Annotated in this window: 14 protein-coding genes; 8 read left to right on the top strand and 6 right to left on the bottom strand. The window is 55.8% G+C overall.

Annotation, left to right across the window (positions count from 1 at the left end):
• Window positions 1-39: 39 nt before the first annotated feature.
• The 6 genes from tauD to mmuP form a co-directional block, all read right to left on the bottom strand.
• Complete coding sequence (tauD, locus tag HBM95_04915) at window positions 40-888, bottom strand: taurine dioxygenase (GenBank protein ID NIH42278.1); 849 nt, start codon at window positions 886-888, stop codon at window positions 40-42.
• Entirely contained in the window at window positions 885-1712 is an 828-nt protein-coding gene (gene tauC / locus HBM95_04910; protein ID NIH42277.1) for a taurine ABC transporter permease TauC, read from the bottom strand. The genes tauD and tauC overlap by 4 nt, the downstream gene beginning before the upstream one ends.
• On the bottom strand, window positions 1709-2476 hold the full coding sequence (gene tauB / locus HBM95_04905) for a taurine ABC transporter ATP-binding subunit (GenBank protein NIH42276.1): 768 nt from the start codon (window positions 2474-2476) through the stop codon (window positions 1709-1711). Before tauB ends, tauC begins: the two co-directional genes overlap by 4 nt.
• 10 nt (window positions 2477-2486) lie before the next feature.
• Window positions 2487-3449 (bottom strand): taurine ABC transporter substrate-binding protein, encoded by a 963-nt coding sequence (gene tauA / locus HBM95_04900; protein ID NIH42275.1) that lies wholly within the window; start codon window positions 3447-3449, stop codon window positions 2487-2489.
• Window positions 3450-3626: 177 nt separating this feature from the next.
• The gene (mmuM, locus tag HBM95_04895; GenBank protein NIH42274.1) at window positions 3627-4559 is read right to left on the bottom strand and encodes a homocysteine S-methyltransferase; all 933 of its coding nucleotides are present in this window, start codon (window positions 4557-4559) and stop codon (window positions 3627-3629) included.
• On the bottom strand, window positions 4546-5946 hold the full coding sequence (mmuP, locus tag HBM95_04890; GenBank protein ID NIH42273.1) for an S-methylmethionine permease: 1401 nt from the start codon (window positions 5944-5946) through the stop codon (window positions 4546-4548). Before mmuP ends, mmuM begins: the two co-directional genes overlap by 14 nt.
• Window positions 5947-6294: 348 nt before the next feature.
• Between mmuP and HBM95_04885 the strand changes: the two genes are divergently transcribed.
• The 8 genes from HBM95_04885 to HBM95_04850 all read left to right on the top strand — a co-directional run bounded on the left by HBM95_04885 (window position 6295) and on the right by HBM95_04850 (window position 15787).
• Window positions 6295-7404, top strand: a complete 1110-nt coding sequence (locus tag HBM95_04885; GenBank protein NIH42272.1) for an AI-2E family transporter — start codon at window positions 6295-6297, stop codon at window positions 7402-7404.
• Between the two features lie 113 nt (window positions 7405-7517).
• Window positions 7518-9302, top strand: coding sequence for a diguanylate cyclase (locus HBM95_04880; GenBank protein NIH42271.1), 1785 nt, complete (start codon window positions 7518-7520; stop codon window positions 9300-9302).
• Between the two features lie 328 nt (window positions 9303-9630).
• Window positions 9631-10704, top strand: coding sequence for a catalase family peroxidase (locus tag HBM95_04875; GenBank protein NIH42270.1), 1074 nt, complete (start codon window positions 9631-9633; stop codon window positions 10702-10704).
• The gene (locus tag HBM95_04870; protein NIH42269.1) at window positions 10701-11285 is read left to right on the top strand and encodes a cytochrome b; all 585 of its coding nucleotides are present in this window, start codon (window positions 10701-10703) and stop codon (window positions 11283-11285) included. The genes HBM95_04875 and HBM95_04870 overlap by 4 nt, the downstream gene beginning before the upstream one ends.
• Before the next feature lie 797 nt (window positions 11286-12082).
• A complete protein-coding gene (locus HBM95_04865; protein ID NIH42268.1) occupies window positions 12083-12577 on the top strand; it encodes a molybdopterin-dependent oxidoreductase in 495 nt (164 codons plus the stop codon).
• Between the two features lie 17 nt (window positions 12578-12594).
• Window positions 12595-14532 (top strand): EAL domain-containing protein, encoded by a 1938-nt coding sequence (locus HBM95_04860; protein NIH42267.1) that lies wholly within the window; start codon window positions 12595-12597, stop codon window positions 14530-14532.
• A 240-nt stretch (window positions 14533-14772) separates the two neighbouring features.
• Window positions 14773-15030: a hypothetical protein gene (locus tag HBM95_04855; protein NIH42266.1), complete on the top strand. Its 258-nt coding sequence runs from the start codon at window positions 14773-14775 to the stop codon at window positions 15028-15030.
• Window positions 15031-15040: 10 nt separating this feature from the next.
• Complete coding sequence (locus tag HBM95_04850) at window positions 15041-15787, top strand: class I SAM-dependent methyltransferase (protein ID NIH42265.1); 747 nt, start codon at window positions 15041-15043, stop codon at window positions 15785-15787.
• Window positions 15788-15790 lie beyond the last annotated feature (3 nt).

The following is a 15790-nucleotide window of genomic DNA, read 5'->3' as shown; positions in this document are numbered from 1 at the left end:
TGGCGGCTACGCCTTACCCGGCCTACGTGTACTGCAGGATCAAGGGCGATAAAACGGCTTATCCCCTAAAATCGTCGCCCGCTGCATAATCCTTCGCTGCGGCAGATAGTCCGCATTGGCATAGTGCTGCGTCACGCGGTTATCCCAGATCGCCAGGTCGTTCTCCTGCCAGCGCCAGCGCACCTGAAACTCCGGCTTAGTGATATGTGCGAACAGGAAACCTAACAGCGCCTCGCTCTCTTTTTCCGTCACGTCCACAATGCGTGTCGTGAACCCTTCGTTCACGAACAGCGCCTGCTTGCCCGTGACCGGATGGGTGCGCACCACCGGGTGCAGCAGCGGCGGATGCTTCGCCACCGCCTCCAGCCAGCGCTGGTGCTCCTCTTCGGTTTTACGGTACTTGTATTCCGGGAACGATTTTTTGAAGTCGTGCTCCGCCCGCAGCCCGCTCAGGAGCACCCGGAGCGGTGCGGAAAGCGCCTCATACGCCGCAATCCCGCTGGCCCACAGCGTATCCCCGCCCGTCTCCGGCAGCAGCTTCGCCGCCAGAATCGCCCCGGCGGGAGGCGTCTCGATAAAGGTCACATCGGTGTGCCAGTTGTCGTTATCCGGCGGGTTATCGTTGTGGGTGTCCAGAACGATAATCTCCTCTACCCCTTCCGCATGCGGATAGACCGGGTGGATATGCAGATCGCCAAAGCGCAGGGCCAGCGCGCGCTGCTGCTGCGGGGTGATTGCCTGCTCGCGCAGGAACACCACCTGATGGCGCAGCACCGCGTGGTACAGCTGCTCGAACTGGTTATCGCTCAGCGGACGGGTCACATCCAGGCCCGACACCTGCGCGCCAATGTACGGCCCCAGCGGGGTAATGGTCAGACGTTCACTCATTGTATTTCTCCATGCCAGGGCGTCAGGCGGCGCTGTAACGCGCGCAGCCCCAGTTCTAATCCGAAGGCGATCGCAGCAATTACCGCAATCCCTGCCAGCACCACGTCAGTCGCCAGGAACTCCCCCGCCGACTGCACCATAAACCCTAATCCTCGCGTGGCGGCGATCAGCTCTGCCGCCACCAGCGTGGACCAGCCCACGCCAAGCCCGATGCGTATCCCGGTTAAAATCTCCGGCAGCGCGCCCGGTAAAATCACGAACAGCAGCACCTGCGTGCGGCTGGCCCCCAGCGACTGCGCCGCGCGGATCCGCACCTGCTGGGCGCTCTTCACGCCCGCCAGCGCCGACATGGCAACCGGGGCGAAAATCGCCAGATAAATCAGCAGGATTTTTGACGTTTCACCGATGCCGAACCAGATCACCATCAGCGGCAGATAGGCCAGCGGCGGCACCGGACGGTAAAGCTCAATCAGCGGGTCGAGGATGCCGCGCACCGTCGGGCTTAGGCCCATCGCGATCCCGACCGGAATACCGATAATCACCGCCGCCAGCAGCGCCACCAGAATGCGCGTCAGGCTTGCCCCAAGATGCTGCCAGAGTGTGGCATCCATAAAGCCCTGCGGCCCGGCGATGGTAATGAGTTTGTCCAGCACCTGTCCCGGCGGCGGCAGAAACAGCGGGCTGACCCACTGCAGGGCCGCAACCGCCCACCACAATGTCCACAGTACCAGCAGCGTACCGACGCTCAAGGTGATTTGGCGCGAGAAAGGCCAGCGCAGCGCCAGACGCGTGCGGCGCGTTTTTTCACTGAAAACGATGCTCATGAGAAGGCCTCCCGCTGCTCAAACACGCGGCTTAAGACATATTCGCGCTGCTCAATAAACCGCGGGTCGGATTTGATGCTGCGCACGGGTTCGCCCGCGACGTAGCGGCGGGCGAAATCCAGCGGCAAGCGCTCCAGCACGCGCCCCGGCCCCGGCGAGAGCAGCACCAGCTCCGTCGCCATAAACACCGCCTCTTCGATATCGTGGGTAATTAACAGCACCTGCTTGCCCGTCTCATGCCACAGGCGCAGCAGCAGGGTTTGCATCTGCTCGCGGGTGAAGGCATCCAGCGCCCCGAACGGCTCGTCCAGCAGCAACAGCTGCGGATTGGCCGCCAGCGCGCGGGCAATGCCGACGCGCTGGCGCTGACCGCCGGAAAGCTGCCAGATAAAGCGTTTTTCCGCCCCTTCCAGCCCGACCTTTTTCAGCATCACCCGCGCCGTTTCCAGCCGCTGTTCGCGGTTAATGCCCGCAAGCTGTAGCCCAAACGCTACGTTTTCCTGCACGTTACGCCAGGGAAGCAACCCTTCGTTCTGAAAGACCACCCCGCGCTCGGCGCCCGGGCCTTCCACCTTTTTGCCTTCCAGCTGAATGGTGCCGTGCTGATACGGTACAAACCCGGCGATCAGATTCAGCAGCGTGGTTTTTCCGCACCCGGACGGCCCGAGCACTACCAGCAGTTCACCGCTGCCCAGCGTCAGGTTGATGTCCTCCAGCGCGGGTTTCCCACCGTAATCGGCGTACAGGTTAGTAATATTCAGCATGGCGGACTCCTTATTTCACAAAGCGGTCGGTCACGTACTGGCTGTAATCTGCCGCTACCGCGGGCACTTTGCCCTGCTCTTTCAGGAAGGTGGCGGTATCAACAATCGCTTTGCTCACCGGCCCGTTCAGCTGCTGCACCTGCTGCGCGGGGGTCAGATAGGTATTGCCCTTCACCAGCCCCGGCACGTCCGATTCCGGCACGCCGCTCAGGCGGGAGAGTTTTTCCAGGTTGGCGGGCTGCTTCAGCCATTCTTCCGGATTGCTGATGTACGGCTGCTGGGCGTCAATCGCGCTTTTGGCGAAGGCTTTCACCACCTCAGGATGCTTCTCGGCAAAGTCTTTGCGCACTACCCACACGTCGAGGGTCGGCGCCCCCCACTGGCCCACTTTTTCGGAGTCGGTCAGCACGGTGCCGTCTTTTTCCAGTTCGTTCACTGCCGGTGCCCACACGTAGGCCCCGTCAATATCGCCGCGCTGCCAGGCAGCGATAATCGCCGGCGGCTGCAGGTTGATGATTTGTACCTGACCCGGCTTGATGCCCCAGTGTTTCAGCGCCGCCAGCAGGCTGTAGTGAGTGGTGGAGATAAACGGCACGGCGATGCGTTTGCCGATCAGATCTTCCGGTTTGGTGATGTTTTTCTTCACCACCAGCGCTTCAGAGTTACCAAGCTGCGAGGCGAGCAGGAAAACCTCAATCGGCACCTGCTGGCTGGCCGCGACCGCCAGCGGGCTTGAACCAATATTGCCGATCTGCACGTCGCCGGAGGCTAACGCACGCACGACGGACGCGCCGCTGTCGAACTTGCGCCAGTCGACCTTCGCGCCGCTCTCTTTCGCAAAGGTATTGTCTGCTTGCGCAACCTTCGCCGGCTCCGCAGAGGTTTGATACGCGACGGTGACGTCCACCGCCTGCGCCTGAAATGCCCACAGCGCCAGCGCGCCGAGAAGTGTGATTCGCGATGAATTTGCCATAGTGCCTGCTCCCCTTGTTGTTATGAGGGCAGTATTTCCGGCGCAGGAATTTTGATAAAGGAATAAAAAAGAATCGTTAATGACGATTCGTTTTTAGAAAAAAAGCGGGAAAGAATAGTTGGTTTTGTGCGGTTGGTTTTTTCCCTCTCCCCGTGGGAGAGGGTCAGGGTGAGGGCATCAGCGCTGCGCGTTCAGCTCCGCAATATCCTTCGGCGTGGTACGACAGCATCCGCCGATTAACTTCGCTCCCGCCGCCAGCCACTGGGGCAAATACCCCGCCAGCGTCTCGCACGCTTCGCCGTGGTGGTGCCAGGTTTTGGTTACCGCGTCATAATGCTCGCCCGAGTTCGGGTAAACCACCAGCGGCAGCGCCGTCAGGCTTTGCAGATGTTTTAACGCCGCGGTGGTGTTTTCCAGGGCGATGCAGTTAATGCCCAGCGCGACAATCTGCGGGTAGTTTGCCAGCACGTTGACTACGTCACGCAGCGGCGTACCATCGCTCAGGTGCTCGCTGTCGCGCAGGGTAAATGAGAACCACGCCCGGGCGCGGGGATACTCGGTCAGCAGTGCCGCCAGCGCCTTAATCTCCTCAAAGGACGGTAGGGTTTCGCAGGCCAGCAGGTCAGCGCCCGCATCCAGCAGCGCTTCCACGCGCGGGCGGTGGAATTCTGTGAATTCTTCGGCGCTACGCACGTAGTCGCCGCGATACTCTGAGCCATCCGCCAGATACGCGCCGTAAGGCCCAACGGATCCCGCCACCAGCAGCGTGCCCGCATGCGGATTTTCAGCCAGATACGCTTCGCGCGCCTTGCGCGCCAGCTCCACGCTTTTGCCAATCAGCGTGCGGGACTGCGCCTCGTCCAGACCGCGTGCCGCAAAGCCCGCAGGCGTGGCCTGGTAGCTGGCGGTGATCGCCACCTGCGCGCCCGCGCGGTAGTAATCACGATGCACTTCGCGAATAAGATCCGGGTTTTCCACCAGCACTTTGGCAGACCAGAGGCTGTCTGCAAGGTTACAGCCGCGCGCTTCCAGCTCCGTTGCCATTGCGCCATCCAGCACCACAAACGGCTGTTTTTCAAGGATGGCGGTAAGCGGATTATTCTGCGACATGTTCAGGCTCCTGCGATGTCATATTTCGGGTCAGATAGTAGGCACCATAACACAGGGCGACGAACGGAAGCCCGCAATAAAGGGCAATCCGCTGGCTGGGGTCAAACCACAGGCCGACGCAGGCCACCACGCAGAGGATAAAACCGAGCACCGGCACCAGCGGATACCACGGCGCGCGGTACTGCAGCGCAGAGAGCGGCTGGCCGGACTGCAGATGACGACGGCGGAAAACGAAGTGCGACGCACAGATGCTGATCCACACTGCCACCACCGCAAAACCAGAAATGGCCGAGAGCGCGACAAACACCGTATCCGGGGCCACCACGCTTGAGAACAGCGCCAGCACGCCGCCGAGCATGGAAACCGAGAGCGCCGTCAGCGGCACGCCGTTTTTGTTCACGCGGGCAAAGCAGCGCGGGAGCGTTTTCTCATTCGAGAGCGACCAGAGCATGCGGCCAGACGCGTACAGCCCGGAGTTCGCCGCCGAGAGGATCGCCGTCAGGATCACGAAGTTAAAGATATCAGCCGCATAAGGAATACCGACCTTCTCAAACACCAGCACGAACGGGCTCTTTTCCACGCCCGCCTGCTGCATCGGGATCAGCGCCGCCAGCACAAACACGGTGCCGATAAAGAAGATGATCAGCCGCGCGATGGTGGTGCGGATCGCAACCGGAATGACCTTGTGCGGATTTTCCGTTTCACCCGCCGCGATGCCGATAAGCTCGGTCCCGGAGAAGGCAAAGTTCACCGCCACCATGGTCATCAGGATCGGCAGGCCGCCGTGCGGGAACCAGCCCTCGGCAGTGAGGTTGCTTAAGCCCGGCGCGGGTGACCCGTCCTGCATCGGGATGAAACCAAAGACCGCCGCCCCGCCGAGGATAATAAAGGCGACGATGGTAATGACCTTCACCAGCGAGAACCAGAATTCCCCTTCGGCAAAGAAGCGCGTGGAGATGACATTAAGGCTAAAAATCACCACGCAGAAGACCACGCACCACGCCCAGACGGGCACCTGCGGGAACCAGTACTGCATGCAGAACCCGGCGGCGGTAAAGCTCGACCCGAGCGCCACCGTCCAGGTCAGCCAGTAGAGCCACGCCACGGTGTAGCCCGTCGCCGGGCCAAGATAGCGGGCGGCATAGACGTGGAACGCGCCGGTTTCCGGCATCGCCACGGAAAGCTCGCCCAGACACTGCATCACCAGCCAGACCACCAGCGCGCCGATCAGGTACGCCAGCAGCGTGCCCGCCGCACCGGTGGTGGAGATGATGTATCCCGTATTGAAAAACAACCCTGTCCCAATCACGCCGCCCAGGGAGAGCATAATCAGGTGGCGTGTTTTCATGGTGCGCTTAAGCTGCCCATTTTCTTGTTGTGTTTGCATATTACCTTCTATACGTATGGACATCTAAACATCCAAAGAAGGTGTTATACCGCGATTATTAACAAAAAGCTAGATGACCAGACGCAAGCGGGCGCGCCGCGCGCTGAGTCTGGGGTGGGTTGTGAGGATCACATAGAGAATCGGACGCCAGGCCATAAGCACCTCCGCAAGCAGATACTTACAGCATGGTGCGGGAGCGTGCGATCTTCGGTCAGTCGAAAGTGCTATCCGTGAAGCGCGAATTCATACCGCGATATTGCCCTACAGGCCGCCACCTGGCGCAAAGGTTGGTAATTCTCACAATCAGTTCTATAGTCGACACAGTTTATTAGTAACCAGGACTGACTGATGCGCTTTAACGGACTGACCAAAGGTTTCTTTATTTTCATTCTCGCCCTTGTGACCTGGGCCTTCTTCGACGTGCTGTCGCCCTACTTCTCCGCGATACTGTGGGCCGCTATTCTGACCGTCATCTTCAACCCGGTAAAAAACAGGCTGCGCGCCGCGCTGGGGGATCGCAACGGGCTGGCCTCGCTGCTGACGATTGGCATTATCTGCCTGATCGTCTTCATCCCGCTGATGGTGATCCTCTCCTCGCTCGCCATTGAGCTGAACGTGGTTTACACGAAGCTCCAGGAGAACAACACGCAATTCCCGGAAGTGGTGGCGAGCATCTTTAACCACCTGCCGGACTGGGCCAGCGGCTTCCTGGCGGACCACAACCTGACCAACGCGGCGCAGATTCAGAAAAAACTCTCCGACGTCGCGCTGCAGGGCGGGCAGTATCTGGCGGGCAGCGCGTTCCTGATCGGCAAAGGCACGTTTGGCTTTGCCATTAGCTTCGGCATCATGCTTTATCTGCTGTTCTTCCTCCTGAAGGATGGACCGTATCTGGTGCGCCAGATCCTCGACTCCCTGCCGCTGTCCGATTTTGTTAAACAGCACCTGTTCGCCAAGTTTGTCGGCGTCTCCCGGGCGACGGTGAAAGGAACGGCGGTAGTGGCCGTCGTTCAGGGCACGCTCGGCGGGATCGCGTTTGCCATCGCGGGCATCGACGGAAGCGTGCTCTGGGGTGCGCTGATGGCGTTCCTCTCGCTGGTTCCCGCCGTCGGCTCGGCGATTGTCTGGGTGCCGGCCGCCATCTACCTGTTTGCCACTCACCAGCTGTGGCAGGGGCTGTTTATTGTTGGCTTCTTCGTGATTATCGTCGGGCTGGTAGACAATATCCTGCGCCCGTTGCTGGTGGGGAAAGACACCAAAATGCCGGACTACCTGATTTTGATCACTACCCTCGGCGGTATGGAGCTGTACGGCATTAACGGCTTTGTGATCGGGCCGCTCATCGCCGCGCTGTTTATCGCCTGCTGGAACCTCTTCTCCGGACGCGATCACGAAGGCAACGCCGAAGAGCTGGACGCGGATTTCATCGAAGAGGGAAAAAACTCTCCTGATTTGTAAGAACAGGCGTTCTGAAAGGCGGCGCTGTGCCGCCTTTTTTTTCGCTCTGAATCAGAGGTTTTCTATAATCTGAAAGAAAGTTCATCCATTTTTGCCGTAGAGGAAACCAACAGGTGCGAATCGCCACGATCACAAACTGGGCTTATGGGGTCACGGTGTGCCTGACCATTGCCTCCGGCATCGTCATGGTGATGGCTTCCCATGCCGACAACATAGAACGTGAGGCCGTTAAACAACGGCAAGTGTTTGATGAGATTACGGAAGAGATCGAAACAGACGCCTGGATGCTTTCTGATTTAGCGCGACTTTACACCATTAAAAAAGAGCCTGATGTGCTGGAGAAATATCAGGCGAAAGAAGCTGAACTGAAGAATATTGAACATACGCTGCAGCAGCTCAAAAACATGGGAGCATCGGGTGAGGAGCTGGCGCTGCTGTATGACGGACTGAAGATTGTTGACGAACTGCAGGATGAGCAGCAGGCAGCCATTGACGGCATCACCCGGGGCGAAGATCGGCAAGCCGTTGCGTTACTCTTCGGTAAAAGTTATGAACTGGAATTAGAGCGGGCGCAGAGTAACATCGACCGCTTTCGCCTGCTGCTGGACAAGCGCATTATCGCCGACGTGCAGGCTGCCACCAGAACGTCAAAAGCGCTTCGTACCGCTTCAGAGGTGATGGTCGGACTGACCGCCGTGCTCTTCCTGTTTGTGATGGGCTTTATCCTCAAGCGTCGCGTGCTGCGTCCGGTGGTACGCCTGAGCGACGTCGTTCATCGTCTGGCATCACAGGATTACGCCGTCGAACCCCCGAACTTCACCCAGGTTGATGAGATAGGCGATATGGCTCAGGCCATCCGCATCTTCCGCGAAAACGGCCTTGCGCGACAGCGGCTGGAAAAAGAGCGCGACGCCGACTGGGCCATCCGCGAGCTGCTGGCGCGCATGACGCAGCGGCTGCAGGGGTGTGAAAACTTTAACGATGTCATTAACGTGGCTGAGATGTTTGCTCCCAACATCGCGCCGGGTATAGCGGGACGGCTCTACGTTTTCGATCGCGATCCGTGGCAAATGCGCTGCGCCGCCCAATGGCTTTCACCGACCGGTGATGAGACCACGTTCCACCCCGATGCGTGCTGGGCCGTGCGTCGCGGTCAGAGCCACCCGCCGGTTAACGGTGAGCCGGATGTCGCCTGCTATCATCTCCCGGCGTCACAGGCGGAAAGCGCGCTGTGCGTGCCGCTTATCGCCCAGGGAGAGGCTATTGGCCTGCTCTCGTTCCAGAACATCACCCCGGAAAATGCCCCTTCCCGCGCGTATCTGGAACTGATGGCCGAGGCGCTCGGGCTGGCGCTGGCAAACCAGCGCCTGCGCGACGCGCTGCTGGAAAAAGCCTTGTTTGACCCGCTTACCGGCCTGCGTAATCGCCATCATCTGGAAGACACCCTGCATACTCAAATGACGCAGGCCATGCGCAACGGCGAGCCGTTAAGCTGCATGATGATCGACATCGATCACTTCAAAAGCATCAATGACCGCTTTGGTCACGAGGCCGGCGATGGGGTGATCAAAAACGTGGCGTCGATTGTTCAGCGGGCCGCGCACGACAGCGGGCTGGCGTTCCGCTACGGGGGCGAGGAGTTTCTGGTTCTGCTTCCCAATGCCGGTGAAGCAGAGGCGCACGCCTGCGCGCAGAAGATTTACACCGCCGTGCATGAACTGTCGCTTCGCTACGGGCTGACCGAGATTGGGCCGGTGGACGTGTCGATTGGCATCGCCAGCTATCCAGAGCATGCTCAGAGCGACAACCTGCTGCGCGCCGCGGACGTGGCCCTGTACCGGGCGAAAGAGCTGGGACGCTCGCGAATTGTGAGTTTTGGGATGCTGGAGGCGGGCTAGGCCACCCGCCGGGTGGCAGACGCAAGAATGTCGGGTATCAGAAAATGATAAACTTTTCGTGATATTCTTTTTTGATCGGGTTTACCTCATATACTCTTCTCAGAGCGGACAAACGCACGTTATAAAAATACTGACTTTTCAGTCAGTTATTATTTAGCGCGCAGGTGGCCGCCTCATCATAAAAATATCCTCTGGCATATTAACCACGGCGTTAATGTTACCGCGATTATAAAAAAATAATCGCCTCATCTTTACCCCTGTATTAATGCATGCAGCGCAGAAGATTGTGAGCGTGGCAGGCATTATTCTTCACAATGGAAAAACGTCTATGTCTAAAGTGGATTTACGATCCAAAAAAACCTGGGGAGCGCTGGCCTTAATTGCCGCGATCGCGGGGGCGATGGCTTCCGCATTTGCGTGGACGGCGGGCTGGCTTGGTTCACGCACCATCAGCCAGGCATTAGTCCCGGAAACGCCAACACCGTTTCCTCCTGGATTTCGCCGTGCGCACGGCAAAGGGATGTGCTTTAGCGGAAACTTCGTTCCTGAAGGAGCTGCGAGGTCACTGTCTACTGCGCGTCTCTTTTCACAAACGGAAACGCGCGTTGTCGGCCGGTTCTCTATTGGCACTGGCAACCCCTACGCGGCGGATAACTCAACGAAAACCCTGAGCATGGCACTGATGTTCAGCACAGACGACAAACAGCAGTGGCGTATGGCGATGAACAACGAGCCCTACTTTGCCACCCGGGATCCAGAAGGCTTTCTGGCTCTTCGCAAAGCAACCGCGCCAGATGCAGCAACCGGCAAACCGGATCCGCAGCGCCTCGCTGCATTCTTAAAAGCCTATCCGGAAGCAGAAAAATACCTTAAATGGGCGGCACAAAAACCCGCACCCGGCAGTTTTGCTGGCGCAACGTTCTACAGCATTAACGCCTTCTATCTTGTTGACGCCCACGGTAATCGCCAGGCGGTGCGCTGGATGATGCGCCCGCACGATCCTTTTATATCGTTGAGCGAGGCTCAGCGTCAGACAGCCGATCGCAACGCCATGTTCGAGGGCGTCAGCCAGAGACTTGCTCAGAAACCACTCTACTGGGATTTCGTTCTTCAGCTCGCGCAGCCGGGTGACCCGGTGGATGACCCTTCCCAGCCGTGGCCGAACGATCGCAAGCAAATTGTGGCCGGAACGCTGGAGGTGACGCAGGTGGAAGCCCAGGCAGAGGGTCCCTGCCGCGACGTTAACTTCGACCCATCGACGGTTCCAGCGGGTGTGGAAGTGTCTGCCGATCCTGTCCTGAACGCGCGTTCTGCCGCGTATTCACACTCTTTCAGCCGCCGCGAGCGGGAAATTGGCTACGGCAAGGCAACCGAGGCCGTTCAAATGCAGGAGGTTAAATGAACCCGAACCGTGAAGGACAAGAAAAAACGCCCCAGCATTTCAACGCGCTGGCTCGAGGGCTGCACTGGCTCATGGCGGCGATGATTCTGGCAATGCTGTTCATTGGTACGGCAATGATGACGACGCTCCATCATCGGATAGCGCTAATCGACCTGCATCGCCCTCTGGGGATTGCCATACTACTGCTGGCGCTGCTCCGTCTGATGAACCGCCTGCGTAGCCAGCCCCCCCAGCTCCCTGCAGATTTGCCCTTCTGGCAGGTATTTGCGGCAAAGGCGTCGCACTGGCTGCTGTATGCGCTCATGCTGGCAATGCCATTTTTGGGCTGGGCGCAGCTGTCGGCAGCAGGCTTGCCCGTCGTTATGTTTGAGGGTTTTAACCTCCCACCGATTGTGCCAACAAGCCCAACGCTTTTCGCATGGTGCCACGATGCCCATAGCCTTCTGGCGAAACTCCTTTTTGCCGTGGTGCTCTTACATATTTCAGCCGCATTAGTTCATGCCTGGATCTACCGGGACAGCGTTTTTGCCAGCATGGCGAAAAGTGGCAAATCGGCGAGTCAGCCGCCTCAAGAGCGCTAACATTCCCATCGCCCAACCGCGTCCGTTTGTTTAATTCCCCTGTTCGCTACCCGGATGGAAATCGGGTGGCGCATCATTTAGCAACCTGAGCGAGGCATATTGTTTTCGCTCTGGGTACACCTTGAAATACCATGAAAATATTATCGACACTCCCGATATTATGCCGAACATTCCGGGGCTCCCCTGCCAGAATAAACGCGACTGATATATTAAAGAAATGGATAATATCCACAGACGAAGGTCTAAGATTTTTCCTGGAAAAATGGAAGCAGCTCTACGACATTTTACTCTTTCGCCGTTGGTACAAAGTCAGGTCATAATTTCAGGCGTGACAAATAAAGATTACTGTTCGCGCACCCAACAAACTTCTAAAAAAAGACTGTCGCCTGTCGCCCCGTCGTCAGACATGCAGGGGCACGATTTAGCAGGGTAGCATAGCGTATGAGCGGGTAGCATCCCGGCGCCTGCCCGGGCGGATAACGACACCTCTTTCAGGCGTTAAGTACGTTTAAAGGGTTTGTATCACAGATGAATCTGCGGAGAGAAAAACGTGAGTCAATAAAAACGATCGTTTTTTAAACGCCAGAGAGTTTATTCAAGTAAAGCCAGCGTATCTAAAAAAAATGACGCGTTTAAGGCCCCTTACTCCCACCATTGCAAAAACACGCTAACCATATGATTAGTAAGAAATTTAAAAGAAAACCACTGCAAAGATAAGGGTGGCTCAACAAAATATATAAACTAGTAGGATTACTAAATTATAATTCATATACTTCTGTTCAAAAGTGGAGGCCATAATGCGATTAACCCTAATGCTGGTATGCTGTCTGGTTCAGAGTTTAGCCTGGGCGGGTGAGTTGCCGAAACCCGCGGGAAAACCCATTTTGACGATTTACGGTAATATAGAAAATACGAACGAAGCTGGAAAAGCAGTGTTTGATCTCGCCAGCCTTGAAAAACTGGGTATGGTGAGCTTCGAGACGACCTCTCCCTGGTATACGGGCCGCACGAAGTTTGAGGGTGTTCCAATGAGCAAGCTCATGGATTATGTTGGGGCAAAAGGGACTAACGTAAATGTGATTGCGCTCAATGATTACGCTACCGCTATACCTCTTAGTGATTTTAAAAAATATAATGCCATTCTTGCCTTAAAGATTAATGGCGAATATATGCGCATCCGCGATAAAGGACCCTCATTCATTGTATACCCTTATGACAGTCTTCCTGAGTTGAATAATCAGATTTATTACTCGCGTTCAGCATGGCAGGTTAGCAAAATGAAGATTGAGTAGCAGTTCAGGAGAACATAATGAACAGGATACTGGTTGGTATCATTTTTTCTCTTTTTATCACGACGGGATATATTGCCTTTCTTGTTTACGATCGTCAGCAAGAGCTGCAAAAATTAACTCATTACACCGAGTCCTGGTCCGTGGCTCAACTGGTATCCGAGTATTACCGATTTGAATCATGGCTTGGTCTATACGCAACCGATACCGATGACGTTACGATAGACCAGGCCCGCATGCGTCTCGAAATTATGCTCAGCCAGGGCGAATTGCTGAAAGGAGGAGATTTAGGCCGCTATATTGGGAGCGATAAAACGCATCAAGAGCTTGCTGCACGCCTGGAAGAAATACTGGCGTATCTGGACAGTAATCTGGAAAAAATGAGCCATGCAGAGTTAAAAAAATACCTGGCAAATATGCACCTGCTCGACGCGCCGCTAAGTCAACTGTCTTCAAGTGCGTTAACAAAAGATATTAACACGATTAATGAATCCAACCATAAAATACAGATTCTTTATTATATTTACTCAGCACTTTCGTTACTGCTGGTGATATTAAGCTTTATTCTGGGATTCTTAATGATCTACCAGAATAAAAATATCCTTAAAGCCCATATGCAGGTGAAAACCCTCGCTGACGAACTTCAGCTGTCAAAAGAAACGCTGCAAATCCAGAATTCGAAGCTGGAATACGATGTGTATCATGACTCCCTCACCGGCATGAAAAACCGTCTTTTCTTCTGGGACGACCTCAATAAAATTAACCTTCAGGCAGATAAAAACCATACCCCTGTTACGGTGATGTTATTTGATTTAGACCGATTTAAAGAGGTCAACGATACCTATGGCCATGATGCGGGCGATTTACTGCTGAATCAGGTATCCCGACGGCTTACCTCAATGAGCAACGCGACAGATACGTTTTACCGCCTGGGCGGTGACGAATTTGCACTTCTCTCGAGCGGCCTGACCGAAAGCGCTGCGGTTTCGCGCGCTAAAGAGATCAGCGATCGTATCAGTCAGCCCTATACGATTAATAACCAGCTGATAAAAATTGCCACCTGTGTGGGTATCGTTTTATCTGATAATGAACGGCGCTCGGATTATCTCTATAAATTCGCCGATCTTGCCCTCTACGAAGCCAAAAAAGAGGGCTCACAGCAGATAAAAGTCTTCCGCCAGTGGATGCTGCAGAAGCTGCAGGAAAGCAGAACCCTTGAGCATGATATGGCCCTCGCGATCGATCACCATGAATTCGTTGTTTATTACCAGCCTATTGTCGATTCATTCAGCAATGAAATTTACGGCTATGAAGCGCTTATTCGCTGGATACACCCGGTGAAGGGGATATTGTCACCTGATTACTTTATTTCTGTTGCTGAAAAAACCGGCATGATCAATGAGATCGGCAAAAATGTGCTTGAACTTGCCTGCCGGGAAGCGGTGTCCTGGGCGGTCCCGGCCAGAATCTCGGTGAACGTCTCACCCGTTCAGTTAGGCACAAAATCGTTTACGACGATGGTTCAGTCCATCCTGAAAGAGACAGGCCTGCCGGCCAGCCGACTTGAGTTAGAGGTAACAGAGTCTTCGCTCTTCAGTGACAGCAACATGCCGATCACTATTCTCAAAAAACTCCGAGCACTGGGCGTCAAAATTTCCATCGATGATTTCGGAACGGGATATTCATCGCTCTCGCGACTGAGTGAACTGAATTTTGATAAAATTAAGATAGATAAATCCTTTGTGAATCCGATATCCACGCAGGATGATGCCCTTAATATCGTTAAACTGATTACCAGCATGGCGAAGAGCCTGAATATGCGGGTTATTGCAGAAGGTGTGGAAACCGAAGCGCAGCTTGAACGCCTTCAGGCGCTTGGCTGCGACCTCGTGCAGGGCTATCTTTTCGGCAAGCCGCAGGCTGAAATCGACAGAAAAATAAAAAAAGGTACCGTGTGATCCTACCGGGATCACACTTTTTAGCTCTGGGTATTCACATACAATAACCCGGTGTTACCATTCACCCCGTAAATACCTTTCTACTCAACCCGAGGCTTTGATGCTGGAGAATGTCATCATCCGATAATCAGTTTCCCCGACCTTTTCAGGCCGGACTGATTATCACTGCGCCGAAATCGAATGCGGACACCGCTGTGTGTTTGCACGTTTTGCACATGATGATGAAACAGGTTTTCCAGTATGAATTTATCCCGTCAGGAACAGCGTACCTTACACGTTCTCGCCAAAGGTGGCCGTATTGTGCACGTCCGCGATACGTCCGGCCGCGTCACCGCCGTTGAATGCTACAGCCGCGAAGGTCTGCTGCTCAGCGACTGCACGCTCGCCGTCTTCAAAAAACTCAAAACCAAAAAGTTGATCAAATCCGTTAACGGTCAGCCCTACCGCATCAATACCACCGGGCTGAATAACGTCCGTGCCCAGCCTGATAATCGTTAAGGAGAGGATGATGGATATCCCACGTATTTTTACCATTAGCGAAAGCGAACATCGCATTCATAACCCCTTCACGCCAGAAAAGTACGCCACGCTGGGGCGCGTGTTACGCATGAAGCCAGGCGCACGCATTCTCGATCTCGGCAGCGGTTCGGGAGAGATGCTGTGCACCTGGGCACGTGATTACGGGATTACTGGTATCGGCATCGACATGAGCCCGCTCTTTACCGCGCAGGCAACGCGGCGCGCAGAGGCGCTCGGCGTCAGCGAACGCGTCCATTTTGTGCATAACGACGCGGCAGGCTACGTGGCTGATGAACAATGCGACGTGGCGGCCTGCGTTGGCGCCACGTGGATTGCGGGCGGCGTTGCCGGGACGATGGACCTGCTGGCACAAAGCCTTAAGCCTGGGGGAACCATGCTCATCGGCGAACCTTACTGGCGACAGGTTCCCGCAACGGAGGAGACGGCTCGGGCTTGCGGCGTCTCGTCCACCGCAGACTTTCTCACCCTGCCCGATCTCGTCGCGTCTTTCGATCAGCAGGGTTATGACCTGGTCGAAATGGTGCTGGCAGACCAGGAGGGCTGGGACAGATACGAAGCCGCGAAATGGATGACAATGCGCCGCTGGCTGGATCACAACCCCGACGATGATTTTGCACAGGAGGTGCGCGCGGAGCTGACGGTAGCGCCCAAGCGCCACGTGGCTTACACAAGGGAATATGTTGGCTGGGGCGTGTTTGCGTTAATTGCACGATAGGAG

The organism is Enterobacter asburiae, from assembly GCA_011754535.1.
Lineage (GTDB): Bacteria > Pseudomonadota > Gammaproteobacteria > Enterobacterales > Enterobacteriaceae > Enterobacter > Enterobacter cloacae_N.
This window is presented reverse-complemented; position numbering and strand designations above follow the sequence as displayed.

Bases quoted from the DNA above. Each gene is read 5' to 3' on its own strand.
- tauD (NIH42278.1), bottom strand. From the start codon at position 888: ATGAGTGAACGTCTGACCATTACCCCGCTGGGGCCGTACATTGGCGCG.
- tauC (NIH42277.1), bottom strand. From the start codon at position 1,712: ATGAGCATCGTTTTCAGTGAAAAAACGCGCCGCACGCGTCTGGCGCTG.
- tauB (NIH42276.1), bottom strand. From the start codon at position 2,476: ATGCTGAATATTACTAACCTGTACGCCGATTACGGTGGGAAACCCGCG.
- tauA (NIH42275.1), bottom strand. From the start codon at position 3,449: ATGGCAAATTCATCGCGAATCACACTTCTCGGCGCGCTGGCGCTGTGG.
- mmuM (NIH42274.1), bottom strand. From the start codon at position 4,559: ATGTCGCAGAATAATCCGCTTACCGCCATCCTTGAAAAACAGCCGTTT.
- mmuP (NIH42273.1), bottom strand. From the start codon at position 5,946: ATGCAAACACAACAAGAAAATGGGCAGCTTAAGCGCACCATGAAAACA.
- HBM95_04885 (NIH42272.1), top strand. From the start codon at position 6,295: ATGCGCTTTAACGGACTGACCAAAGGTTTCTTTATTTTCATTCTCGCC.
- HBM95_04875 (NIH42270.1), top strand. From the start codon at position 9,631: ATGTCTAAAGTGGATTTACGATCCAAAAAAACCTGGGGAGCGCTGGCC.
- HBM95_04870 (NIH42269.1), top strand. From the start codon at position 10,701: ATGAACCCGAACCGTGAAGGACAAGAAAAAACGCCCCAGCATTTCAAC.
- HBM95_04865 (NIH42268.1), top strand. From the start codon at position 12,083: ATGCGATTAACCCTAATGCTGGTATGCTGTCTGGTTCAGAGTTTAGCC.
- HBM95_04860 (NIH42267.1), top strand. From the start codon at position 12,595: ATGAACAGGATACTGGTTGGTATCATTTTTTCTCTTTTTATCACGACG.
- HBM95_04855 (NIH42266.1), top strand. From the start codon at position 14,773: ATGAATTTATCCCGTCAGGAACAGCGTACCTTACACGTTCTCGCCAAA.
- HBM95_04850 (NIH42265.1), top strand. From the start codon at position 15,041: ATGGATATCCCACGTATTTTTACCATTAGCGAAAGCGAACATCGCATT.